Origin of the sequence: Curtobacterium sp. NPDC090217 (genome assembly GCF_044746705.1) — a bacterium.
Lineage (GTDB): Bacteria > Actinomycetota > Actinomycetes > Actinomycetales > Microbacteriaceae > Curtobacterium.
Window position 1 is genome coordinate 118,995 of sequence record NZ_JBIVCR010000002.1, and the last position, 25,072, is coordinate 144,066.

Annotated in this window: 19 protein-coding genes; 14 read left to right on the forward strand and 5 right to left on the reverse strand. The window is 70.1% G+C overall.

Annotated elements, in window-relative coordinates; genetic code table 11:
* Positions 1-170: 170 nt before the first annotated feature.
* From ACIPJ2_RS08270 to ACIPJ2_RS08290, 5 genes are all read left to right on the forward strand, one after another.
* On the forward strand, positions 171-2,606 hold the full coding sequence (locus ACIPJ2_RS08270) for a glycosyltransferase family 2 protein (protein WP_402728421.1): 2,436 nt from the start codon (positions 171-173) through the stop codon (positions 2,604-2,606).
* Positions 2,607-2,608: 2 nt separating this feature from the next.
* Positions 2,609-4,168 (forward strand): chitinase, encoded by a 1,560-nt coding sequence (locus ACIPJ2_RS08275; RefSeq protein WP_402728422.1) that lies wholly within the window; start codon positions 2,609-2,611, stop codon positions 4,166-4,168.
* A gap of 162 nt (positions 4,169-4,330) precedes the next feature.
* Positions 4,331-4,810, forward strand: coding sequence for an FHA domain-containing protein (locus ACIPJ2_RS08280; RefSeq protein ID WP_281264161.1), 480 nt, complete (start codon positions 4,331-4,333; stop codon positions 4,808-4,810).
* Complete coding sequence (locus ACIPJ2_RS08285) at positions 4,810-5,514, forward strand: MerR family transcriptional regulator (protein WP_281264162.1); 705 nt, start codon at positions 4,810-4,812, stop codon at positions 5,512-5,514. Before ACIPJ2_RS08280 ends, ACIPJ2_RS08285 begins: the two co-directional genes overlap by 1 nt.
* 205 nt (positions 5,515-5,719) lie before the next feature.
* Positions 5,720-6,244 carry a MerR family transcriptional regulator gene (locus tag ACIPJ2_RS08290; protein WP_144759900.1) on the forward strand — a complete coding sequence of 175 codons (525 nt, stop codon included), beginning with the start codon at positions 5,720-5,722 and terminating at the stop codon, positions 6,242-6,244.
* Between the two features lie 396 nt (positions 6,245-6,640).
* Here ACIPJ2_RS08290 and ACIPJ2_RS08295 read toward each other — a convergent pair whose 3' ends face one another.
* On the reverse strand, positions 6,641-7,465 hold the full coding sequence (locus tag ACIPJ2_RS08295; protein ID WP_281264164.1) for a ParA family protein: 825 nt from the start codon (positions 7,463-7,465) through the stop codon (positions 6,641-6,643).
* Between the two features lie 60 nt (positions 7,466-7,525).
* Here ACIPJ2_RS08295 and ACIPJ2_RS08300 point away from each other — a divergent pair, with 60 nt between their 5' ends.
* From ACIPJ2_RS08300 to ACIPJ2_RS08315, 4 genes are all read left to right on the forward strand, one after another.
* A complete protein-coding gene (locus ACIPJ2_RS08300; RefSeq protein ID WP_402728423.1) occupies positions 7,526-10,936 on the forward strand; it encodes a pyruvate carboxylase in 3,411 nt (1,136 codons plus the stop codon).
* 1 nt (position 10,937) lies between these two features.
* Positions 10,938-11,441: a peptide deformylase gene (locus tag ACIPJ2_RS08305; RefSeq protein ID WP_402728424.1), complete on the forward strand. Its 504-nt coding sequence runs from the start codon at positions 10,938-10,940 to the stop codon at positions 11,439-11,441.
* Positions 11,442-11,567: 126 nt separating this feature from the next.
* Positions 11,568-11,699, forward strand: coding sequence for a hypothetical protein (locus ACIPJ2_RS08310; protein WP_402728425.1), 132 nt, complete (start codon positions 11,568-11,570; stop codon positions 11,697-11,699).
* 152 nt (positions 11,700-11,851) lie between these two features.
* Positions 11,852-14,071, forward strand: a complete 2,220-nt coding sequence (locus tag ACIPJ2_RS08315; protein ID WP_402728426.1) for a hypothetical protein — start codon at positions 11,852-11,854, stop codon at positions 14,069-14,071.
* An 88-nt stretch (positions 14,072-14,159) separates the two neighbouring features.
* Here the strand turns inward: ACIPJ2_RS08315 and ACIPJ2_RS08320 are convergent, their stop codons facing one another.
* Positions 14,160-16,031 (reverse strand): AMP-dependent synthetase/ligase, encoded by a 1,872-nt coding sequence (locus tag ACIPJ2_RS08320; RefSeq protein WP_402728427.1) that lies wholly within the window; start codon positions 16,029-16,031, stop codon positions 14,160-14,162.
* A gap of 122 nt (positions 16,032-16,153) precedes the next feature.
* On the opposite strand from ACIPJ2_RS08320, the gene ACIPJ2_RS08325 reads away from it, so the two are divergent.
* The 3 genes from ACIPJ2_RS08325 (at position 16,154) to ACIPJ2_RS08335 (ending at position 19,306) form a co-directional block, all read left to right on the forward strand.
* Positions 16,154-17,107: an ROK family glucokinase gene (locus ACIPJ2_RS08325; protein ID WP_281264170.1), complete on the forward strand. Its 954-nt coding sequence runs from the start codon at positions 16,154-16,156 to the stop codon at positions 17,105-17,107.
* A 25-nt stretch (positions 17,108-17,132) separates the two neighbouring features.
* Positions 17,133-17,858 (forward strand): lysophospholipid acyltransferase family protein, encoded by a 726-nt coding sequence (locus tag ACIPJ2_RS08330; protein ID WP_402728428.1) that lies wholly within the window; start codon positions 17,133-17,135, stop codon positions 17,856-17,858.
* Positions 17,859-17,962: 104 nt separating this feature from the next.
* Positions 17,963-19,306 (forward strand): class II 3-deoxy-7-phosphoheptulonate synthase, encoded by a 1,344-nt coding sequence (locus ACIPJ2_RS08335; protein WP_402728975.1) that lies wholly within the window; start codon positions 17,963-17,965, stop codon positions 19,304-19,306.
* Positions 19,307-19,425: 119 nt separating this feature from the next.
* Here the strand turns inward: ACIPJ2_RS08335 and pknB are convergent, their stop codons facing one another.
* Positions 19,426-21,450, reverse strand: coding sequence for a Stk1 family PASTA domain-containing Ser/Thr kinase (gene pknB / locus ACIPJ2_RS08340; protein ID WP_402728429.1), 2,025 nt, complete (start codon positions 21,448-21,450; stop codon positions 19,426-19,428).
* Between the two features lie 127 nt (positions 21,451-21,577).
* Positions 21,578-22,780: a LysM peptidoglycan-binding domain-containing protein gene (locus ACIPJ2_RS08345; RefSeq protein ID WP_402728430.1), complete on the reverse strand. Its 1,203-nt coding sequence runs from the start codon at positions 22,778-22,780 to the stop codon at positions 21,578-21,580.
* Between the two features lie 253 nt (positions 22,781-23,033).
* On the opposite strand from ACIPJ2_RS08345, the gene ACIPJ2_RS08350 reads away from it, so the two are divergent.
* The gene (locus ACIPJ2_RS08350; RefSeq protein ID WP_281264174.1) at positions 23,034-23,366 is read left to right on the forward strand and encodes an Rv2175c family DNA-binding protein; all 333 of its coding nucleotides are present in this window, start codon (positions 23,034-23,036) and stop codon (positions 23,364-23,366) included.
* A gap of 85 nt (positions 23,367-23,451) precedes the next feature.
* On the opposite strand, the gene ACIPJ2_RS08355 is transcribed toward ACIPJ2_RS08350, so the two are convergent.
* Positions 23,452-24,570 carry a polyprenyl synthetase family protein gene (locus ACIPJ2_RS08355; RefSeq protein WP_281264175.1) on the reverse strand — a complete coding sequence of 373 codons (1,119 nt, stop codon included), beginning with the start codon at positions 24,568-24,570 and terminating at the stop codon, positions 23,452-23,454.
* Between the two features lie 82 nt (positions 24,571-24,652).
* Between ACIPJ2_RS08355 and ACIPJ2_RS08360 the strand changes: the two genes are divergently transcribed.
* Entirely contained in the window at positions 24,653-25,039 is a 387-nt protein-coding gene (locus tag ACIPJ2_RS08360; RefSeq protein WP_402728431.1) for a DUF3040 domain-containing protein, read from the forward strand.
* Positions 25,040-25,072 lie beyond the last annotated feature (33 nt).

Consider the following 25,072-nt stretch of genomic DNA (forward strand, 5'->3'; position numbering starts at 1 on the left):
GCGATTACGGGGTCCCGCGCGGGATTGCGGAAACCCGCAAAGCAGGCTCAGAACCCCCCTTCCGGGTGTCTGCACGTCGATTCGTGTCCCCCTAACGTCGGACACGACCCCGGACTCCCGACAGCGTTCCACCCCGAACGAACGCTGGTCCGGTCGAACGAAGGACACCCATGCCCGAACAGCATGACGACGCGCCCGTGCGCCGTCGGCAGTGGGGTTCCGAGCGACGTACCCGCCCGCTCGACACCCTCCACGAACGCCCCTCCGACCGGAACCTCGTCTCCGGTCGCATCGCCATCATCCTCACGATCGCCTTCTGGATCGCGTACGTCGTGTACACCGTGATCCGCCAGTTCCTGGACTACGGCACCGAGAGCTTCCGGTTCACCACCGAAGCGCTCTCGTACCTGGTCGTCGTCACCTTCCTGACCTTCTCGGCGCTCATGCACCTCATCGCACGGCAGGGTGCGATGGAGCGTTTCGCCACCCACGTCCGGGTGCCCCGCGCCGAACTGGACCGCCACTTCGGCACCGGGCACGAGTCGCCGCTGACGGTCCTCGTCCCGAGCTACGCAGAAGAACCGGAGGTCGTCGCGACGACGCTCTGGTCGGCCGCGCTGCAGGAGTACCCGTCGCTCCGCATCGTCCTGCTCGTCGACGACGCACCGTTCCCGACCGACCAGGAGACGCGCGCGAAGCTCGAGCGGACCCGCGCGGTCGCGACGACCATCCAGACGCAGCTCGCGCCGGCAGCAGAGCGCTTCCAGGAGGCCCTGCTCTCCGCCGAGGTCGAGGCGTCGCACACCCCGTTCGCCACCGTCGACTCCCTGCGCACGCTCGTCGAGCACCACCGCTGGGCCGATGCCTGGCTGCGCCGCCACGCCCGCGAGCACGACGTCGTCGACCACGTCGACCACTTCTTCCACGACCAGGTCCTGGTCGGGCTGGCCGACGAGGTCCGGCTGACGTCGGAGGCCCTCGAGGCGGCGATCGTCGACGCGCTCGACACCGCGGCGAGCACGCCGTCCGTCGAGGGGCGCACCACGCCGCTCGACGGCTCGACGCTGACCGAGATCACCTCGGCCCGCGTCGTGGAGCTCCAGCGCCGTCTCGCGTGGACGTTCACCGCCGAACTGACCACGTTCGAGCGGAAGCGCTACGCGAACCTCTCCGACGAGGCGAACAAGGCGATGAACCTCAACGCCTACATCGGCCTGCTCGGCGGCGCGTACGCGTTCGACGAGACCGCGTCCGGCACGATCCTCCGCACGGTCGCCGACCAGGCGTACGCGGACCTGGTCGTCCCGGCGTCGGACTACGTCCTGACGCTCGACGCCGACTCGGTGCTGCTCCGCGACTACTGCCTGCGCCTGGTCTACTTCCTCGAGCAGCCGGAGAACGCCAGCGTCGCCGTGACGCAGACCCCGTACTCGTCGTTCCGCGGTGCCGCCACGCGCATCGAGCGGCTCGCCGGGGCAACGACCGACATCCAGCACATCCTCCACCAGGGCATGTCGCGCCACAACGCGACGTTCTGGGTCGGCGCGAACGCGGTCATCCGCACCCGAGCGCTCCGCGACATCGAGGAGGTCGAGACCGTCGGCGGCTTCGAGGTGAAGCGCTACGTGCAGGACCGCACCGTCATCGAGGACACCGAGTCGAGCGTCGACCTCGGGATGCACGGCTGGACCCTCGTGAACTACCCGGAGCGCCTGTCGTACAGCGCCACCCCGCCGGACTTCGGCTCCCTGATCGTGCAGCGGCGACGTTGGGCGAACGGTGGGCTGCTGATCCTGCCGAAGTACCTCAGGCAGGTCCGCGAACGTCGGCAGCGGGGCGAGCGGGTCGGCATCGTCGAGATGTCCCTCCGCGTCAACTACATGGCGTCGATCGCGTGGGCGTCGTTCGGCCTGATCTTCCTGCTCGCGTACCCGTACGACTCGCGGCTCCTCAGCCCGATGGTGCTCCTCGCCGCGCTGCCGTACTTCTGGCTGCTCTCGAGTGACCTGAAGTACTGCGGGTACAAGCGGACCGACGTGTTCCGGATCTACGGCTTCAACCTGATCCTGATGCCCGTGAACGTCGCCGGCGTGCTGAAGAGCATCCAGCAGGCCCTCACCGCGAAGAAGATCCCGTTCGCCCGCACGCCGAAGGTCCGTGACCGCACGGCGTCGCCGGCGCTCTACGTGCTGGCGCCGTACGCGATGGTCGTGTTCTCGGTGTTCACCTTCGTCCGCGACTTCCACGCCGAGAACTGGGGCAACGCGGTCTTCGCCGCGTTCAACGCCCTGCTGGCGATGTACGCGATCGTCGCCTACATCGGGATCTGGAACTCGGTCGTCGACGTCTGGATCTGGGCGACGGCGTGGATGTACTACGACCCGAGCGCACGAGCAGCGCGCCGAGCCCGTCGCCTGGCCGCGCGTGCCACCGCACGGGCAGCCAGGGGCGGCGCCCCCGACCTGCAGCCCGTGGCCGAGGACTGGCGTGCCGTCCTCTACTTCGGTGACCGCGGCAAGAGCCTGCCGAGGCACCACCACGCGGACGTCGTCGGTGCGGTCCGCGCGACCACCGGCTCCACCACGAACGAGAAGACGGCGGCCTGACGATGTCGACCACGAGACGCCTCTCACCGCTCCGCGTCGGGCTCGCAGCCGTCGTGGCACTCGCCCTCGTCGCCGCCGGGTACGTCGGCTTCGACCGCTGGCAGTCCGCGCAGGCATCGGAGACCCAGGAGTCCTGGTTCGCCGCCTACACCGACGTCACCGCGACGCCGACGTTCGCGTTCGAGGACGTGAAGTCCGCGAAGGGCCGCGACGTCATGCTGTCCTTCGTCGTCGCGGACCACGACGCCGCCTGCACGCCGACCTGGGGGTCGTACTACTCGCTCCAGGGTGCGTCCGACCAGCTCGACCTCGACCGCAGGATCGCCCGACTGCAGCAGCAGAAGGGCGAGGTCGGGGTGTCGTTCGGTGGGCTGTCGAACGACGAGCTCGCCACGACCTGCACCGACCGGAGCGACCTCGTCGACGCGTACAGCACCGTCGTGCAGCGATACGACGTCAGCACGGTCGACTACGACGTCGAGGGTGACGACCTCACGAACCACGCCGCGGGGGAGCGCCGTGCGAAGGCCGTCGCCGAGCTGCAGCAGCAGCGTCGTGCAGCAGGGCACCCGCTCGCGGTGTGGCTCACGCTGCCGGCCGCGCCGTCCGGACTGACGAGCGACGGCACCACGGCGGTCGCGCAGTTCCTGCAGGCCGGCGTCGACCTCGCCGGCGTGAACGCGATGACGATGGACTACGGCGACGGCAAGGGTGCGAGCCAGAGCATGTACTCCGCCTCGGTGCAGACCCTGCAGCAGGTGCACCGTCAGCTCGGCGTGCTCTACCAGCGCTCCGGCACGCCGCTCTCCGCCGGCACGCTCTGGCACAAGGTCGGGGCGACGCCGATGATCGGGCAGAACGACGTGCAGGACGAGGTCTTCACGCTCGCCGACGCCGAGAAGCTCAACACCTGGGCGCGGGACCAGGGCCTCGGCCGGATGTCGATGTGGTCCCTCAACCGGGACACCACCTGCGGGTCGAACTACGTGAACCTCTCGACCGTGTCGAACTCCTGCTCCGGGATCGACCAGGGCGGGAAGCTCTTCGCCGACGTCCTCGGCAAGGGCTTCACCGGCGGGATCGTCGCGGCGGCGTCGGACGTCACCACGGCGGAGCCCTCGTCCACCGTGCAACCGACCGACGACCCGTCGACGAGCCCGTACCCGGTGTGGGACGCGGACGCCTCGTACCTGGAGGGCACCAAGATCGTCTGGCACCACAACGTCTACGAGGCGAAGTGGTGGACCTCGGGCGACCTGCCGGACGACCCGGTGCTGAGCGCCTACGAGACGCCGTGGCAGCTCATCGGCCCCGTCCTGAAGGGCGAGAAGCCGGTGAAGCAGGTCACATTGCCGGCCGGCACCTACGACGCGTGGTCCGGGACGAAGCAGTACGACACCGGCGACCGTGTGCTGTTCAGCGGCGTGCCCTACCAGGCGAAGTGGTGGAACACGGGCGACAGTCCGCAAGCCTCCACCAGTGACCCGGACGGCTCGCCGTGGGTCAAGCTCAAGGACTCCGAGATCAAGGAGATCCTGTCCGGCCTGCAGGCCGGCAACTGACGGACGGGAGGCTCGGTACCAGCTGGTACCGAGCCTCCTGTCCATCGTCTGGTCGCGCACCGCTGTCCGCTCGCCGCGGACAGGTCGTGTCACCCGGGTACGGGACTCTCGCTCGGTCGGTCGTTTCCGATACGCTGGGTTGCCAAGAGGAGGAGGTCCACGATGCCAGATCCAGTGGTCCCGCAGCCTGAGGGACAACGAGCCCCGGAGCAGCGGCTGGTCGACACGACGCTGACCTTCAGCATGGACATGGGCGCGGCACTCACGCCCGAGTCCGGTGTCTCGCCGGAAGAACGCGACGCCATCAACGCCCTGCCCTCCGGGTCGGCGCTGCTCGTCGTCCGTCGCGGCCCCAACGTCGGTGCCCGCTTCCTGCTCGACTCCGACGTCACGACGGCCGGCCGCCACCCCGATGCGGACATCTTCCTCGACGACGTCACGGTGTCCCGGAAGCACGCGCAGTTCCTCCGCGCCGGGACGGCCTTCACGGTCAAGGACCTCGGTTCGCTGAACGGCACGTACTTCGACGGCGACCGCATCGACGAAGCGCCGTTGTCCGACGGTGCAGAGGTCCAGGTCGGCAAGTTCCGCCTGACGTTCTACGCATCCCGGGTCGACCTGGCGCGCCTGGCGAACGCGTAGTGGCCGCCCGCTCGGCCGCAGCGCGGTCGGGTTCGCCGGCCGCGGACCTGCTGACGATCGGCCAGGTCATCGCTCGGCTGAAGCCCGACTTCCCGGACCTCTCGAGCTCCAAGCTGCGGTTCCTCGAAGAGCGCGAGCTCGTCACACCCGTCCGCACGGCGAGCGGCTACCGCAAGTTCTCCCCGGCCGACGTCGACCGGCTCCGTGTCGTCCTCGGCCTGCAGCGGGACCACTACCTGCCGCTCAAGGTCATCAAGGAGTACCTCGCCGACCTCGACGCCGGGCGCGAGCCCGTGCTGCCCGGCGGTGGTGACGGGCCGAAGCCGTCCATCCTGGGCGGCGAGAAGCGGTACTCCCGCGACGACCTCGTCCGAGCGGCCGGCGCTACGCCGATGCTGCTCTCCGACGCGGTGTCCGCCTCGCTGCTGCCGGCGACCGACACCTTCGGCGAGGACTCGGTCGTCGTGCTCAAGGCCCTCGTCGAGCTGCAGCGGACCGGCATCGAGCCGCGGCACCTCCGCACCTTCCGCTCGACAGCCGAGCGCGAGGTCGGCCTCATCGAGTCCGCGCTGATGCCCGTCTCGCGGCGGGGTGACGCGACCTCGAAGGCGAAGGCGCTCGAGCTCGCGCGGGAGATCTCCGGGCACCTCGAGGTCATCCGGTCCAACCTGATCCGTGCCGCCATCGGTCGGATGGACGCGTGAACCGCTCTGGTGGGGCCCGTGTGCCGGGGCGTATCCTCGACACGCCGGACGCGCCGAGTCGGATGTCCCGCGTCGGAGCCATCGGAGTCGCTACCGTGGACCTCGGCACAACTCTCAACCCGTCGTTGAAGCTTCGGATGAGGGCTCGATCGTCCTGGAAGGCAGTCCAATGAGTGGGAACGAAACCCCCGGTACCCCGTCAGACATGACGCGGTACGACCTCGGGTTGCTCTTCACCGACGGACTCCCGGAGCACGACGAGCAGAACGGCTACCGCGGCACCGTCGCCGCCAAGGCAGCCGGCATCAGCTACCGCCAGCTCGACTACTGGGCTCGCACCGAGCTCGTGCAGCCGACGATCCGCGGCGCCGCGGGGTCCGGTTCGCAGCGGCTCTACGGCTTCCGGGACATCCTCGTGCTGAAGCTCGTCAAGCGACTCCTCGACACCGGCATCTCGCTCCAGCAGATCCGGACCGCCGTCAACCAGCTCCGCGAGTCCGGAGTGTCCGACCTCGCGCAGACCACGCTGATGTCCGACGGCGCATCGGTCTACCTGTGCACCTCGGACGACGAGGTCATCGACCTGGTGTCCCGCGGGCAGGGCGTCTTCGGCATCGCGGTCGGCAAGGTCCTGCGCGAGGTGGAGTCCTCCCTCGTCGAACTCGACGCGACGCCCGCGGCCGACCCGGCCGACGAGCTCGCCGCACGCCGAGCCACGCGCGCTTCCTGACGCGGCGCCCGCTCGCGCGCTTCCCGACGCCGAGTGGCCACGACTCCCCGCATGTCACCCGTCGAGCGGTCGAGAACCGTCGCACGCGCGCACGTCGGTCGACGATTTGCGACACGTCGCCGGACGTGAGCGGGGAGTTGTGACCGGTGAGCGGTGAGCCGTAGCGCTTGCCGGGACTGGGTGGGTATCAGCGGTGTTCGGTCGGGGACACCTGTCGAGCGCTCGCCGAGGGGTCACGACACGCCGCCGAGCGCGCGCCGAGCGGTCACGAACCGTCGCGTGTTCGTGGTCCAGCCGACGATTCGTGACCTTCGCTGCAACCTGAGCGGGGAGTCGTGACCGGTCGTCCCATCGTGGCAGGTCGTCCCTGCCGGGGGTCTCCTGTGCGGAGGAGCGCTACTCGGCGATGGCCGCGGCAGCGCCGTCGGCGTAGGGGCCGATCTTGCCGGTTCGCATGATGCGCTCGAGGAGCTGGTCGAAGTTGCGCGCCATCTCCTGTGCGGACTCGCCGGGCCACACGTGCAGGGGCTTCGCAGCACCCTGGGCCTGCTGGAGCGACGTGCGCTCGGGCAGCTGCGGCGAGAGCACGAGCGGACCGAACATGTCGCGGAGTTCCTTGATGCGGAACTGGTGCTCGAGGGACTGCACGCGGGCACGGTTCACGATGATGCCGAGCGGCTGCAGGCGGGGGGAGAGTCCGCGTCGGATCTCCTCGATCGCGCGGAGGGCTCGGTCGGCGGCGGCCACGGAGAAGAGCCCGGGCTCGGTGACGACGGTCACGCGGTCGGACGCGGCCCACGCGGTGCGGGTGAGGGCGTTGAGCGACGGCGCGCAGTCGATGAGGACGAGCTCGTAGTCCTGCTCGACGTTGGCGAGCGCTTCCTCGAGCTTCCAGATGTCGCGGATCGACGGGTGCGGCCCGTCGAAGTTGATGGCGGAGGGGGAGCCGACCATGACGTCGATCTTGCCCTGCGAACCCTTCGTCCAGCCGGACGGCGCGATGGCCTGGCGGACGATCTTCTCCTTCGGGTTCTCGAGCACGTCGGCCACGTTCAGGTGGCCGGCGATGTTGATGTCGAGGCCGGTGGAGACGTCGGACTGGGGGTCGAGATCGACCACCAGCGTTCGCAGACCCTTGGCGAACGCGGCCGAGGTCAGACCGAGTGTGACCGTCGTCTTGCCGACACCGCCCTTGAGAGAGCTCACGCTGAGTACATGCACGTTGAGCAACGTTACCGCCAGTAGGGTTGTCTCACCTGACCCAGCGCTGAAAGGGCCCGCGTGTTCCGCAAGATCCTGGTCGCCAACCGTGGCGAGATCGCGATCCGCGCGTTCCGCGCGGCGTACGAACTCGGCGCCCGCACCGTCGCCGTCTACCCCTACGAGGACCGGAACTCCCTGCACCGTCTCAAGGCGGACGAGGCGTACCTGATCGGCGAGCGGGGCCACCCGGTCCGCGCCTACCTCGACGTGTCGGAGATCATCCGCGTCGCCCGGGAATCCGGTGCGGACGCGATCTACCCCGGCTACGGCTTCCTGTCCGAGAACCCGGACCTCGCCGCCGCTGCCGCCGCGAACGGCATCACGTTCATCGGACCCGGCGAGCACGTCCTCGAGATGGCCGGCAACAAGGTGACCGCGAAGGAGCACGCGATCGCGGCCGGCGTGCCGGTCCTGGCGAGCACCCCGGCGAGCCGCGACGTCGACGAGCTCGTCGCCGGCGCCGAGGCGATCGGGTTCCCGGTCTTCGCGAAGGCCGTCGCCGGTGGCGGCGGTCGTGGCATGCGCCGCGTCGAGACCCCGGCCGAGCTGCGTCCGGCGCTGGAAGAAGCGATGCGCGAGGCCGACAGCGCGTTCGGCGACCCCACGATGTTCCTCGAACAGGCGGTCCTGCGTCCGCGGCACATCGAGGTGCAGATCCTCGCCGACGCCACCGGGACCGACTCCGGGACGATCCACCTCTTCGAGCGGGACTGCTCCGTGCAGCGCCGCAACCAGAAGGTCGTGGAGATCGCGCCCGCGCCGAACCTCGATCCGTCGATCGCCCGGGCACTGCACCGCGACGCCGTGGCCTTCGCCCGGTCGATCGGCTACGTGAACGCCGGAACCGTCGAGTTCCTGCTCGACACCGTCGGGGAGCGTGCCGGACAGCACGTCTTCATCGAGATGAACCCGCGCATCCAGGTCGAGCACACCGTGACCGAAGAGGTGACCGACGTCGACCTCGTGCAGTCGCAGATGCGCATCGCCGCGGGGGAGGCCCTCGCCGACCTCGGCCTGTCGCAGGACACCGTGTCCGTGCACGGCGCCGCGCTGCAGACCCGCATCACGACCGAGGACCCGACCCAGGGCTTCCGACCGGACACCGGGCGGATCACCACCTACCGCAGCCCTGGTGGTGCCGGGGTCCGCCTCGACGGCGGCACGGTCGCCACCGGCGCGCAGATCAGCCCGCACTTCGACTCGATGCTCGCGAAGATGACGTGCCGCGGCCGGGACTTCCCGACCGCCGTCGCCCGTGCCAAGCGCGCCCTCGCCGAGTTCCGCATCCGCGGGGTCAGCACGAACATCCCGTTCCTGCAGGCCGTGCTCGAGGACCCCGACTTCGCGCGGGGCGACATCTCGACCGCGTTCATCGGCGAACGTCCGCAGCTGTTCAGCGGCCACGTGTCCAAGGACCGCGGCACGAAGGTCGTCAACTGGCTCGCCGACGTGACGGTGAACAAGCCGAACGGCGAACCCGGCGCGCAGATCGTCGACCCGGCGCTGAAGTTGCCGACCGTCGACCTCACCGCCGAACCGCCGGCCGGTCAGCGCCAGAAGCTGCTGCAGCTGGGTCCGGCCGGGTGGGCGAAGGCCCTCCGCGAGCAGACCGCCCTCGCCGTCACCGAGACGACGATGCGCGACGCCCACCAATCGCTCCTCGCGACGCGGGTCCGCAGCAAGGACCTCGTCGCCGTGGCGCCGTCCGTGGCGCGGCTGACCCCGGAGCTGCTCAGCATGGAGGCCTGGGGCGGCGCGACCTACGACGTCGCGCTCCGCTTCCTCGGCGAGGACCCGTGGGAGCGCCTGGCGTCCCTGCGCGAGGCGATGCCGAACATCCCGATCCAGATGCTCCTGCGCGGCCGCAACACCGTCGGGTACACGCCATACCCGACCGAGGTCACCGACGCGTTCGTCGCCGAGGCCGCGGCCACCGGCGTGGACGTGTTCCGCGTGTTCGACGCCCTGAACGACGTCAGTCAGCTGCGACCGGCGCTCGAAGCCGTGCTCGCGACGGACACCGCGGTCGCCGAGGCGGCTCTCTGCTACTCCGGCGACCTGCTCGACCCCGCCGAGGACCTCTACACGCTCGACTACTACCTGCGCCTCGCGGAGCAGATGGTGGACGCCGGCGCGCACGTCATCGGCATCAAGGACATGGCGGGACTCCTCCGTGCCAGCGCCGCCGAGAAGCTCGTGACCGCGTTGCGGGAGCGGTTCGACCAGCCGGTGCACGTGCACACGCACGACACCGCCGGCGGACAGCTCGCGACGCTCCTCGCTGCCGCCCGTGCCGGCGCCGACGCGGTCGACGTCGCGGCGGCACCGATGGCGGGGACGACGAGCCAGCCGAGCATGTCCGCCCTCGTCGCGGCCCTCGCGCACACCGAGCGCGACACCGGCATCTCGTTGGACGCAGTCGGCGACCTCGAGCCCTACTGGGAAGCGGTCCGTCGCGTGTACGCACCGTTCGAGTCGGGTCTCGCGGGTCCGACCGGCCGGGTCTACAAGCACGAGATCCCGGGCGGCCAGCTGTCGAACCTCCGGCAGCAGGCCATCGCGCTCGGCCTCGGCGACCGCTTCGAGCAGGTCGAGGACTGGTACGCCGAGGCGAACCGGATCCTCGGTCGCCCGACGAAGGTCACGCCGTCGTCGAAGGTCGTCGGCGACCTCGCGCTGCAGCTCGCCGCCGTGGACGCCGATCCGGCGGACTTCGAGGAGAACCCGCAGAAGTACGACATCCCGGACTCCGTGATCGGTTTCATGGCCGGCGAACTCGGCGAGCTCCCCGGCGGATGGCCGGAGCCGTTCCGCTCGAAGGTGCTGGCCGGACGCGACATCGTCCCGACCATCACCCCGGTGCCGGACGACGAGCGCACGGCACTCGAGACGCCGGGTGCCGACCGCCGGCAGGCCCTGAACCGGCTGCTGTTCGCCGGCCCGACGAAGGCGTTCCAGCAGGTCAGGGACGACTTCGGCGACCTCTCCGTCGTCTCGACCGTCGACTACCTCTACGGCCTGCGTCCTGGCGAGGAGCACGTCGTGCCGCTCGGCAAGGGCGTGAACCTGCTCGTCGGGCTCGAGGCGATCGGTGAAGCCGACGAGCGCGGCATCCGGACGGTCATGGCGACGCTCAACGGGCAGCTCCGCCCGGTGTACGTCCGCGACCGGTCGATCCACGTCGAGACGAAGGCCGCCGAGAAGGCGGACAAGTCCGACCCGAAGCACGTCGCGGCGCCGTTCTCCGGCGTCGTGACGCTCAAGGTCGCCGTCGGTGACGTCGTCGAGGCCGGTGCGCCGGTGGCGAGCATCGAGGCGATGAAGATGGAAGCGGCCATCACGGCGCCCGTGGCGGGCACCGTCGGCCGTCTCGCGATCCCGGCGACCCAACAGGTGGACGCCGGCGACCTCCTGGTGGTGCTGCAGTAACGTGACCGTCCGTCCCATCCGCCTGTTCGGCGACCCCGTCCTCCGCTCCCCGGCGGACTCGATCCGGCCGGAACAACTCGGCAGTGCCGGGATCCGCGATCTCGTGCAGGACCTCGTCGACACCGTCAAGGAACCCGGCCGTGCCGGCGTCGCCGCGCCCCAGATCGGGGTCGGGCTGCGAGCCTTCTCGTACAACGTCGACGGCGAGGTCGGCTACGTCCTCAACCCAGAGCTCGTCGAGACGTCAGGGGAGCCCGAGCTCATGGACGAGGGGTGCCTCTCCGTCCCGGGGCTCTCGTACCCGACGTCCCGCCACCCCTACGCGAAGGTCCGCGGCGTGGACGTCGACGGCAACGAGGTCGTGCTCGAGGGCACGGGGCTCATGGCCGAGGCGCTCCAGCACGAGGTCGACCACCTCGACGGGACGGTCTACGTGATGACGCTGGCGCCGGAGACCCGTCGGCAAGCCCTCCGCGACATCCGCGGGCAGGACTGGTTCCACTGATCGGACTGCGGTTCTCCGCATGATCGTGACACCCGGACGCGGGATTGTCGCCATGTCCTGACGAAGAGGTACCGTGTTCGGGTCGGCATCCCCACCGACACGGTTCCCACCCCAACAGGACGCACGATGGCACCTCAGAACGACGAGCTCAGCTCGCACCGCACACGCACGAATCGTCGCCCGGACACCGACCAGACGGCGACCGCGTCGACCGCCGTGCTCGAGCCGCTGAGCGTCGACGACGAGCCGCGCAGCTGACCACCCGTTGCTGACGGAAGCTCGTCGCGTAGGCTGACCGCACCAAGGGAACCGGCACACCCGATGCCGACCGGTCCGGACCGGTCGTGCAGCGCGGGCTCGTGGTGTCGAGGGCAGCGCACAGGGGCGCGCCCGCGCTGAGAGGCAGGGCCATGCAGCAATCACCACCGCGCGCCGAGAAGTCACTCCGATGGATCATGGCGGCCGTCCTGTTGGTGGGTGGGCTGACCGTCGGCGTCGGCGGCTCGTTCGCGACGGCCGCTCCAGCCGCCGCAGCCACTCCGGAACCGGAAGCGCCCGATTACGCATCAGAGGTCTTCGGCGACCCCTGGGACTACGCCGGCGTCGAGGATCAGAACACGGACACGACAGGCCGAGGCGCGGTCGGGGTCGCCGTCTCGGGCGGTGCCCTCCGCGTCGCGCTCGGGGGGCGTGACTGGGTGTCGATGATCGACACGACGACCGGTAGCCTGCCGTACGGCAGGGACGGCGCGATCAACCCGGTCAACACCGGTCGGTACTCCGGCCTGTCGTTCCAGATGGACCAGCCGTACTCCAACAAGCTCGCGGCCGTCTACTGGTACACCTGCCGCGAGAAGACAGCGGCGTGCGGCGGCGGGTTCACGGTCCCGGTGGTCGCCGGCCCGCACCTCTACGACCTCGACCTCACGAAGCAGTCGGTGTTGCTGGGCAAGGTGCCGTGGCGCGGATCCGCCATCGTGTCGTTGCGCATCGACCCGGTGTTGTTCCCGGACGAAGCGGGACTCACCGGCTCGACGGCCGCCATCGACTGGATGCGCCTGCATGCGCCGGCGGACAGCACGCACCCGCACGCCGCGCTCCCACCGGGCACGCAGAGTGGTGTCACGATCGACCCGTTGCCACGCGTCGTGGTCGACAGCCCGTCGCCCGCAGACGGCACGGACCTCGCGACAGCACAACGCGGGCGTTCGTGGGACTTCACATCAGCCGCGAACGCCGCTGGCATCACGACCGCCGATCTCTCCGTGAGCTCCTACGACGCGCGCGGCATGAACGCGCGGAACACCGGACCGGACATCGGCGACCCGAAGATCATGCTGCCGGTCTCGTCGTTCTCCGGAGCGACCTACCGGTACCTCAGCTTCGACATGACCTACGACGGACCGTTCGGGCTCGCCGATGCACCGGGAGGAGGCAAGGTCGCGCGGCTGATCTGGAACGTCGCGGGGACCGGGACGCCGCAGATCGGAAACGATGTCCTGACGTACTCGGGGCCGAACGCCCGCACGGTGTCGATCGACCTCGCGGCCCGCGATCCACTCGACGAAGCCGCGCTCGCGCCTCGCGCGGGATGGTACGGACAGACCGTGACCGGCCTGCGCTTCGACCCGAACGAAGACCCGTCGGCAGCGTCCTGGCACCTTGCGGGAATCCACCTCCGCGCGACCCCGGCCGCGACCGAGACGAGCACCGTGCGCTTCCACGACGCAGCCTGGGTGCCAGGGACGACGGCGGAAGTCCGGGTCGGCACCGGGGCGCCTGGGTCGCCCGGCTACACCACGATCGCGTCGGGTGTCTCCGTGGCCCAGGGCGACAACAGCGTTCCGTTCACCCTCGGGAGCCTGCCGGCCGGAACCTACAACGTCGAGGTCCTCGTGCGGCACCCGTCCGGCACCGCCGCGCTCGCGTACTCGACGGCCCCGATCACGATGCGGCACGACGCGCAACGGGATCCGGTCGGGAGCTTCGACTCCGCGGGTGGGTCCACGTCCGGTGTCACGATGACCGGATGGGCGTACGACCCAGACGCCACCGGGCCGACGACGGTTGCGCTCTACGACCAGACGCGCGGCGCGGTGCCGATCGGGACCGTGTCGACGTCGGTACCCCGGTCGGACGTGCGCCGCGTCCATCCGAACGCTCCGCAGAACTCGGGGTGGACCGTGACGAAGGCACTCAGCGCTGGGCAGCACACGATCTGTGCCTACGGGATCAACGTCGGTGCCGGTTCGCAGAACACGACGCTCGGCTGCAGGACGTTCACGGTCGCCGTCGATCGGTCGCACGACCCGATCGGAAGCCTCGACGCGGTGTCGGCCGTCGGGTCCACCGTGACGGCCACCGGGTGGGTGTGGGACCCCGACGCGAGCGGTCCGACGCAGGTGCAGGTCTACGACCAGACGAGCGGAGCCCGGTCCCTCGGCGTCGCGACGGCGTCTTCCGCGCGGCCGGACGTGCAACGCGCCCATCCGTCCGCACCGATCGCCACAGGGTGGACGTTCTCGACCACGTTGTCGGCCGGAACCCGAACGCTGTGCGCGTACGGGCTGAACCAGGGAGCAGGCAGCCAGAACACGACGATCGGCTGTTCCACTGTGACGGTCCGGTGACGGACGGGAGGACCGGTTCCGGTCCGTGGGACCGTCACCGGTCCTCCCGTCGGTCGCGTCACCATCGCGACGACGCGACCCGGTCGGCTCACCGCCGCCTGCGCCCCGGGACCACCGGCGTCGCCGTCGTCTGCACCTTCGAACCCGAGTAGATGTGCTCGATGTCCGCCGCGAAGTCCTTGAGCACGACGTTCCGCTTGATCGTCAGCTTCGGGGTGAGGTGCCCGGACGCCTCGGTCAGCTCGGTGTCGAGGATCGTGAACGAGCGAACGGACTCGGCACGGGAGACCCGCCCGTTCGCGGTGTCGACGGCGTCCTGCACGGCGGCGAGCACGCGCTCGTCGTAGGCGGCCTCGTGGGCGGACAGCGCCGGGGTGATGCCGCGTGCCTCGCACCACCCGGGGAGCATGTCCCGGTCGAGGGTCACGAGCGCGGCCACGAAGGGCTTGCCCTCGCCGACCACGACGACCTGCCCGACGAGCGGGTGCTCGCGCACACCGTCCTCGAGCGGCGCCGGTGCCACGTTCTTGCCGCTCGCGGTGACGATGAGCTCCTTCGCGCGTCCGGTGACCGTGAGCACGCCGTCGCCGTCGAGCCGACCGAGGTCGCCGGTGCGGAACCAGCCGTCGGCGAAGGCCTTGGTGGTCGCCTCGGGGTTCTGCCAGTACCGGTCGAAGACGTCGACGCCGCGGATCAGGATCTCCTCGTCGTCGGCGATGCGGATCTCGACGCCCGGGAGTGCCCGACCGACGCTGCCGATGCGGAGCTCGGCTGCGCGGTTCACGGTGGCGGGCGCTGTGGTCTCGGTGAGGCCGTAGCCCTCGAGGATGAGCACCCCGATCGAGCGGAAGAAGTGCGACAGCCGGGGCGACAGGGGAGCGGAGCCGCTGATGGCGTACCGGACGCGACCACCGATCGCGTCGCGGAGCTTGGCGTAGACGAGCTTGTCGAACAGGCGGAACTTCAGCGACAGCACGAGGGGCACCTTGCCGGTAGCGAGGGCCTGGGAGTGCGCGACGGCGGTGTCGGCGGCTGCGCGGAAGATCTTCCCCCGCCCACCGAGGTCCGCCTTCTGCTCGGCGGAGTTGTAGATCTTCTCGAACACCCGCGGCACCGCGAGCAGGAACGTCGGCTTGAACGTCGACACGGCCTGCATGAGGTCCTTCGTGTCGGGCTCGTGGCCGACGAGGACGCCCTCGGCGACGCTCATCACGGCGATGAACCGTGCGAACACGTGGGCCATCGGGATGAAGAGGAGCGTGGACGCGTCGTCGGCGACGACCTCGGGCATCGCCTCGGCGGCCCCCTCGACCGTGCCCGTGAAGTTGTCGTGCCGGAGCACGCACCCCTTCGGGCGACCGGTGGTACCCGAGGTGTAGATGATCGTGGCGTCGTCGTGCCCGTGCACCGCTGCGGTGCGGGCGTCGAGCTCCTCGTCGGTGACGTCCTCGCCGAGCCGGGTCAGGTCGTCGAGTCCACCGCCGTCGATCGTCCAGTGCTGCCCGAGGTGCGGCAGGTCGGGTGCGATGCCGGCGACGCGGCGGGCGTGATCCTCTTGCTCGACGACGATCGCCACGGACTCGGAGTCCCCGAGGATCCACCGGATCTGGTCGGGGGAACTCGTCTCGTAGACCGGGACCGAGACCAGCCCGGCGGTCCACACCGCGAAGTCGACGAGCGTCCACTCGAGTCGGGTCCGCGAGAGGATCGCGACGTGGGCGCCGGGTTCGAGCCCGGCGGCGACGAACCCCTTGGCGATGCCGCGGACACGCGCCAGGACGTCGGACGCGGGGATCGTCGTCCAGGTGTCGCCGTGGCGTTCACCGAGGATCGGACGGTCCGGCGTGAGCCGCGCGCGGTCGGCGAGCAGACGCGCTGCCGAACCGTGGTCGGGCGCGACGGGGGCCGGGCTGGACGGGGTGGTGGCTGCGCTGGTTGTGGCGGGCCGCTGATCGTTCACGGTGACTCCCTTGTCGGCCGGTTCGATTCGAGTGCATCTCATCTTCGAGAGCTCTGATCCCAGCATAGGGGGCGAGGTCGCGCGTTCGATGAGTACGCACCGAACCGGTAGGCTCGGTCCTCGTGCACGCCATCGGAATCGACATCGGGGGCACCAAGATCGCGGGAGCGGTCGTCACGGAACTGGGCGAGATCGTCGTCGAGGACCGTGTGGCCACGAACGCTGCGGACCCGGACGCAATGCTCGACGACGTCGTCGCGATGGTCTCGCGACTTCGTGACTCCCAGGACGTCGGGGCCGTGGGCGTCGCGGCGCCGGGGTTCATCGACGCGTCGCAGTCGATCGTCTACTACACGCCGAACATCCGGTGGCGGAACGAACCGCTCCGCCAGAAGCTGCAGCAGCGGCTCGGCGACCTGCACATCACCGTCGACAACGACGCGAACGCCGCCGGCTGGGCGGAGTTCCGCTTCGGTGCCGGTCGGCTCGTGTCGGACATGACGATGCTCACCATCGGCACCGGTGTCGGCGGGGCCATCGTGACGGAGGACCGTCTGTTCCGCGGCGGCTTCGGCACCGGTGGCGAGATCGGCCACCTGCGCATCGTCCCGAACGGTCTGCCGTGTGGGTGCGGCGCCCGGGGCTGCATCGAGCAGTACGGCTCCGGTCGTGCCCTGCAGCGCATGGCGAACGACGTCGCCGACGCCGGCGGCATCGGCGTCGCGCTCGCCCAGGCCCGCGACGACAACGGCGGGCACCTGGACGGCAAGGTCGTCGGCGACCTGATCCTGGCCGACGACCCCGGTGCGCTCGCGGCGCTCCGTCGTCTCGGCCGGCACCTCGGTGAAGCGTGTGCCTCGCTGTCCGCCGTGCTCGACCCGCAGCTGTTCGTGTTCGGCGGCGGCGTCGCCAGCGCGGGGGAGCGGCTGCTCGACCCCATCCGTCAGGCGTACCTCAACAACCTGCCGGCACGCGGGTACCACCCGGAGCCCGAGTTCGTCATCGCCGAGCTGGTCAACGACGCCGGCGTCGTCGGCGCCGCGGACCTCGCACGGATCCACGCCCGCACCGCCTGACGCACCACCCGAACCGGAGTCGACGATGCTCTACTGGCTGCTGAAGAACTTCCTGCTCGGTCCGCTCATCCTCACGCTGTTCCGGCCGTGGGTGGTCGGGCGCGAGTACGTCCCGACCTCGGGACCGGTGATCTTCGCGTCCAACCACGTGTCGTTCATCGACTCGGTGATCCTGCCGGCCGTGCTGGATCGCCGGATGTCGTTCCTCGCGAAGAGCGACTACTTCACCGGCCGTGGGCTAAAGGGCTGGGCGACGAAGACGTTCTTCAACGCGATCGGTCAGCTGCCGATCGACCGCTCCGGCGGCAAGGCGTCGGAGGCCTCGCTCCGCACCGGGCTCCAGGTCCTGGCGCGCGGCGAGCAGCTCGGCATCTACCCGGAGGGCACGCGCAGCCCCGACGGCAAGCTCTACCGGGGCCGCACCGGCATCGCGCGGATGATCCTCGAGGGTCGCGTCGTGGTGATCCCCGTCGCCATGATCGGCACGCGAGAGGTGCAGCAGATCGGGCAGCGCATCCCGAAGTTCAAGCGCGTCGGCGTCGTCTTCGGCAAGCCGCTCGACTTCTCCCGCTTCCAGGGGTTCGAGACCGACCGGTTCATCCTGCGGAGCGTCACCGACGAGGTCATGCACGAACTCGCCGGGCTCAGTCGGCAGGAGTACGCCGACGTCTACGCGACGAGCGTCAAGGAGCGTGCGAGCTCGGCGCGCGAGAAGGTCATGCGGGAACGCCAGGGCGCGCCTGCACGTTAGGCTCTGATGGTCCCGGCATCCCCGCCGGGACGGACCAACTCCCAGAACACCGAGGTACTCCCTTGTTCGAGTCGACCGACTTCGTCGCCCTGCAGGATCCGGACGTGATCGAGGGCCTCGACTATTGGCGGACGCTCCCGATCAAGCAGCAGCCGAGCTGGCCCGACCAGGCCGCCGCCGAGGCCGCCTCGGCCGAGCTCGCCACGCTCCCGCCGCTCGTCTTCGCGGGCGAGGTGGACCAGCTCCGCGACCGCCTCGCTGCTGCGGCGCAGGGCAAGGCCTTCCTGCTGCAGGGCGGTGACTGCGCCGAGACCTTCGCCGGTGCGACCGCGGACTCCATCCGTGACCGCGTCAAGACGATCCTGCAGATGGCCGTCGTGCTGACGTACGGCGCCTCGATGCCCGTCGTCAAGATGGGGCGCATGGCCGGGCAGTTCGCCAAGCCGCGCTCGAGCGACTTCGAGACCCGTGGCGACGTGACGCTGCCGGCCTACCGCGGCGACATCGTGAACGGCTACGACTTCACGCCGGAGAGCCGTCAGGCGGACCCCCGCCGACTCGTGCAGGGGTACCACACGGCAGCGTCCACGCTGAACCTCGTCCGCGCCTTCACGCAGGGCGGGTTCGCGGACCTCCGCCAGGTGCACTCGTGGAACAAGGGCTTCGCGTCGAACCCGGCGAACGCCCGCTACGAGCACCTCGCGAAGGAGATCGACCGCGCCATCCGGTTCATGGGTGCGTGCGGCGCGGACTTCGACCAGCTCAAGCACGTCGAGTTCTTCGCCTCGCACGAGGGCCTGCTCATGGACTACGAGCGCCCGATGACCCGGATCGACTCCCGCTCCGGCCAGGCGTACGACACGTCGGGCCACTTCATCTGGATCGGGGAGCGCACGCGTGACCTCGACGGCGCGCACGTGGACTTCCTGTCCCGCGTCCGCAACCCGATCGGCGTCAAGCTCGGCCCGACGACGTCGGTCGCCGACATGGAAGCGCTCATCGAGAAGCTCGACCCGAACCGCGAGCCCGGCCGTCTGACGTTCATCACCCGCATGGGCGCCGGCAAGATCCGCGACGAGCTGCCGAAGCTCCTCGAGGCGATCAAGGGCATGGACGCGAACCCGCTGTGGGTGACCGACCCGATGCACGGCAACGGCCTGACGACGCCGACCGGGTACAAGACGCGCCGGTTCGACGACGTCGTGGACGAGGTCCTCGGCTTCTTCGAGGTCCACCGCGAAGCCGGCACCTACCCGGGTGGCATGCACGTCGAGCTCACGGGCGACGACGTCACGGAGTGCCTCGGTGGGTCCGAGCAGATCGACGAGGCCACCCTCGCGACCCGCTACGAGTCCCTGTGCGACCCGCGCCTGAACCACATGCAGTCGCTGGAGCTGGCGTTCCTCGTGGCCGAGGAACTGAGCGCGCACCCGCACACCGGGCGCTAGCCGCGACCGCGAGACGAATCGCGCGTGGTGAGCGGAATCGCGCGTAGGAGGCTGGAAGAAACGGCCTCCTACGCGCGATTCGGCTTCCTGTTGCGCGTGGTGTGGGAAGAACCGCGCGGCTACTGGTCGTAGGCCAGGGTGATCGTGTCGCCCTTGTGGACCGTGGTCCCCGCGGCGGGGTCCGTGGACGTGACCGGCAGGCTCGCCTTCCAGTCGTAGAACCCGCAGAGGATGTTCGTGCAGTCGGGCACCGAGACCTTCAACCCGAGGTTCTCGAGGGTCGAGGCCGCCTGGTTGATCGTCTTGCCGTGTACGTCCGGCAGCGCGATCGGCGCCGGGCCCTTCGACACGACGAGGTCGACGGCCGTGCCCTGCACCGCGGGGTCGTCCTGCGGCTTCGCGGAGATCACCTGTCCCTCCGGCACGTCGTCGCTGTACTGCTCGTCCTGCGAGCCGACCGTGAGCTCGACGGCCTCGAGCGCCGCCTGTGCATCGGCGGCGGACTTGCCGACGACGTCGGGGACGGGCCCGAGCGACACGGTGAGGGTGATCGGGCCGCGTTCGCCGTACTCGGTGACCGTGGTGAGGTCGACGCCGTTGCCGTCCGCGTCCCGACCGGTCGCCGCGATGACGGTGTCCTTCGCGACGTCGGCCGAGAACTGGTACTGCGGGTCCTGCAGGTCGAAGTCGTCGTCGAGCGCGGCCTGGGCGGTGGACACCGACTGCCCGACGATCGCGGGGAGGGCGATCATCTTCGGGCCGTCGGACACCAGGATCTGCACGGAGGTGCCCTTGCGGACCTCTCGGGATGCCGCGGGGGCCGTCGCCGACACCTGTCCCTTCGCCACGACGGCGTCGAACCGGGTGCCGGTCTTGTCCGCGGCCTGCAGACCCTGTGCCTCGAGCAACTGGCGCGCCTGGGACACGGACTTGCCCGCGACCTGCGGGATCCGCACGTTGCCACCAGGGCCGGGGCCGAGGTACCAGCCGATGCCGGCACCGACGAGCGCCAGGACGACCACGACGACGAGGAGGATCCAGCCGCGCTTGCGTCGCTTCGTGGACTTGTCCGCGAGCCGCTGCCCGGCGGGGGAGAGCGCGTTCGGGTCCACGCCGGTGCGCCGTGGTCCCGGGGTGTTCCTGCCGGGACGCTTCGCCGCTGCGGTCTCACCCGATGGCTGTCGTCCGCCGTGCGGCTCGAGGACCGTGGTGGCGTCGGTCGCGTCCGGACCGGGAGCGCCGGCCGGGAGGATCGCGGTGGCGTTCTCCGGTCGGAGCACCGCCGTCCGGTACTGCCCGGTCGCGCGCTGCTGGTTCCCGGTGATGTGGTCGAGCATCTCGCGGGCGTCCCGCGGACGGTCGTCGGGGTCGCGCGCCGTGGCCCATGCCACCAGGTCGTCGAGCTCCGACGGGACCCCGGGGACCACGGCGCTCGGGGCGGGGACGGTGTCGTTGGCGTGCTGGTAGGCGATCTGCATCGGCTGCTCGCCCTTGTAGGGCTGCTCGCCGGTGAGCATCTCGTACAGCATGATGCCGACGGCGTAGATGTCGCTGCGGGAGTCGGCGGCGCCGCGCGTGACGAGCTCGGGGGAGAGGTACGCGATCGTGCCGAGGAGCGCCGCTCCGGTCGCGGTGTTCTGCGTCGACGCACGGGCCAGCCCGAAGTCGCCGAGCTTGATCCGGCCGTCGTCGGCGAGCAGCACGTTCTCGGGCTTGAGGTCGCGGTGCACGATCCCGGCTCGGTGTGCGGACGCCAACCCGGCGAGCACGGCGCGGATGATGTCGGTCGCCTGTTCTGGCGTCAGCGCGCGGTGCTCCTGCAGGAGGTCGCGGAGCGTGATGCCCGGGATGTACTCCATGACGATGTAGGCGGTGTCGCCCTCTGCGCCCTGGTCGTACACGCCGACGAGGTTCGGGTGCGACAGCCGCGCTGCGGAACGGGCCTCTTGGATGAAGCGCTCGCGGAAGGCCGCGTCGTCGGCCAGGTGGCCGTGCATGATCTTGATCGCGACCCTGCGCTCGAGTCGGACGTCGGTCGCGAGGTACACGGTCGCCATGCCCCCGCGCGCGATGCGGGATCGGACGCGGTACCGCTGATCGATCATGCGACCGATCATCGGATCCGTGGCGGCGTTCGTGCTCATCGGCGGCATTCTACGAATCCGGAGTGCACGACACCGCATCGGCGCACCGGTCGTGATGCAATCTCGACCGAACGGATGACCCCGGACCGCTCACAGGACCGGCAGCCGGGCCCGCTCGCGGCCGTGTTCAGAGCGTCGCCAGCCAGGCGGTCGCCGACTTCTCCCACTGGGCGTAGGCCTTCGGGTAGGCGGAGAGCTGCACGGCCTGTGCGGCGTCCGTCACGCTCTTCGTGGACCAGCCCGGGATGTCGAGGAGTCCAGCGGTCTTCCCGGCGTTCGGGTTCGACTTCCCGCCGAAGAACAGCCTGGTCGCGTAGGTCGGGTCCTGCAGCTGTGCCGCCGTGCCCCAACCCTGGCTCGGACGCTGCTGGAACAGTCCGACCGAGTCGCGGTCGCCGTGCGACAGGTTCCGGAGACCGGATTCCTGCATGGCGGCGGCCAGCGCGATCACGAGGCCGCGGTCGGACACGCCGAGCGAGCGCCCGACGCTGACGATGGTCTCGGCGTTCGCGCGCTGCTCGACCGTGAGCGACGGTCCGGACGACGGCAGGACGAGCGTCTTGCCGGCGTAGATCGTGCTCGTGTAGGTCAGGCCGTTGGCGGAGAGCAGCGCCGAGACGGACACGCCGTGCGAGGCCGCGATCGACGCGATGGTGTCACCGTTGCCGATGGTCACCGATCCGCCCTTCGACGCGGCCGGAGCAGCAGCGGCCGGAGCAGCAGCGGCCGGAGCAGCCGCCGCCGGAGCAGCAGCGGTCGGAGCAGCGGCAGCTGCCGCCGATGCCGAGGACCCGGCGCGGGGCACCGCGAGGGACTGGCCCGGGTAGATGACGCTGCCGAGCGAGAGCTTGTTCGCGCCGAGGAGCGCACTGGTCGACACGCCGACCCTGGACGCGATGCCCGAGATCGTGTCGCCCTGCTTGACGTGGTACGTCGCGCTCGACGAGGTGGTCGCGCTGGCGGTGGTCGCGACGGGCGTCGAGGCGAGGTGGAGCGACTGCCCCGGGTGGATGATCGTGTTCCAGCCCAGTCCGTTGCGCACGAGGATCTCCTGCGCGGAGAGGCCGTAGCGGGCGGCGATGCCCGAGACGGTGTCGCCCTGGCGCACGGAGTACGTGGTCGGAGCCTGCTGCACCGACGCGACGGTGGTCACGGTGGTCTGGGACGGGCGAGCGACGGCGGTCCCGAAGACCGAGCGGTGCCCGACGTTCTGGTCCTCGTCCACGTGGCGCTTGTTGTTCGAGTCGTCGTCGTGGCGGGGTTCGGCGTGGGCGACCGGGCCGGTGAGGCCTGCGGTCACGGCGATCGTCCCGGCGAGGACGATCGGCATGGTGGCGAATCGTGCAGATCGTGCGCGTCGAGCGCGGTCCTGGGCTTCGGTGTCCACGGTGTGCTCCTGTCTCCGGGTGAGCCGTGCGCACGCAGGCGCGCACTCACAGGTGGCTCCACGCTGGCATGTCGTGAATCGCAAGTCAACCAGAGAGTCGAGTGTGAAGTGTGTGACGAATGTGACTCGTGAGTTGGTGCTCGGTTCGGCGGCACTCTGGCAACATGGGCGTGTGAGTGCCACACCCACGGATGACATGACCCTTTCCGAACGCTGGTTGACGGTCCCGGACCTCGTCGAGATGCTCGGCGTGAGCCCCGGCCGCGTCCACCGCCTGTTCGAGCAGCGCACCCTGCTGCCCGCCCGCATCGGCGGCGTGCTGCGCGTCCCGAGCGAGTTCTTCGAGGACGGAGAACCGCGGCCCGAACTCCGCGGCACGCTGATCGTGCTGAACGACAACGGCTTCTCGGACGACGAAGCCGTGCGCTGGATGCTCACGGTGGACGACGCGATCGGCGACTCGCCGATCAACGCGCTGCGCGCCGGCCGCAAGGCCGAGGTGCGCCGCATCGCGCAGTCCCTCCTCTAGCCGCCGTCGGCTCCCGGCGACCCGTCGCCGGTCGGGAGGCCCGGTGCCGGCTGGCACCGCGCCTCCTTCCCGTCGGTGGTGCGGATCAGGCGGACCGGCGGCTGACCGTGTCGGCGAGCGTCGCGAGCTGCTCCCGCGCCGACGGCGTGAGCGGGGCGGCGTCGAGCGCCGCCTTCGCACGCTGCACGTGCCGGTCGATCGAGCGCTCCACCGCGGTCACGGCGCCGGACTCGGTGAGGGTCGCGCGGAGCATCTGCACCTGGTCCTCGTCGAGGTCCGGGTCGCCCAGCAGCTCGTCGAGCAGCGAGCGTGCACCACCCGGCAGCGCCTTGCGTGCCGTGGCGATCAGGACGGTGCGCTTGCCCTCGCGCAGGTCGTCACCGGCGGGCTTACCCGTGAGCTCCGGGTCACCGAAGACGCCGAGCATGTCGTCGCGCAGCTGGTACGCGACGCCGAGCGGGAGCCCGAAGGCGCGGAGGCCCTCGAGCTGGGACTCGGTCGCGCCGGCGACGAGTGCACCGATGACGAGGGGTGCCTCGACCGAGTACTTCGCCGACTTGAAGACGATGACCCGCTGCGCGCGGAGGAGCTGTTCGCTCTCGTCCACGGTCGGCCAGGCCGTCTCCTCGTGGATGTCGAGGTACTGGCCCGCCGTGACGTCGAGCCGCATGGCGTGGAACTCCTGGCGGACGATGCGCGCCCGGACCGGGTCGAGGAGCGCGAGGCCCTCGTCGAAGACGGCGTCGCTCAGGGAGAGCAGCAGGTCGCCGAGGAGCAGCGCGGAGTTGGTGCCGTAGAGCGCGCGGTCGCCGACCCACCCGGACTCCTCGTGGCGGGACTCGAAGCGGCGGTGTGCGGCGGGACGACCACGACGGGTGTCCGAGCGGTCCATGATGTCGTCGTGCACCAGGGCCGCGGCGTGGAAGACCTCGAGCGCGGCGGCGACGGTGACGACCGCCTCCGCCGTGGTCTGCCTGGCGCCTTCGGCGAGCGGGTCGAACGAGCCGGAACGGCCGGCGACCGACTGCCATCCCCAGTAGCAGAACAGTGCCCGGAACCGCTTGCCGCCGGACAGCAGGTCCCGCGCGTACTCGTCGAACGGAGCCAGGTCGGGACTGATCGCGAGGAGGCGATCACGTTGCTCGTCGAGCGCTCGATCGATCCGAGCCGAAACGAGGTCCACTAATCGCGTACTCTCAGCCACGATCCCTACCCTAGTGGGTGGCCGAGACATACAATCGGTCCACTGACCACGCGTTGATCCCAGGGACAAAGAGGGAATCAAGATGCCACTCTCGGAGCAAGAGCAGCGACTTCTCGAAGAGATGGAGCGCAGCCTCTACCAGAACGACTCCGACTTCGTGGCGCGCGTCACCCGGCGACAGGGGCGACCGACCTACACGTCGATCACACTCGGTGTCCTGGGCGCGCTCGCTGGAGTCGCCGTCGTCATCCTCGGGTTGGTCATGCGCCAGCCCCTCATCGGCATCGTCGGCTTCGTCGTCATGCTCGCGGGCGTGCTCTTCGCACTGCGCCCGGGGATGCGAGCGCCGAAGTCCAAGACGCCCCGGACGCCGTCGTCCGGTGGTGCTCGCGGATCGTCGCCGTCGGGTGGCTCGTTCATGGACCGCATGAACGACCGCTGGGACAAGCGGAACGACCAGAGTCAGTAGGACTCCACTCACACTCCTCCACGGGGTCGGCCC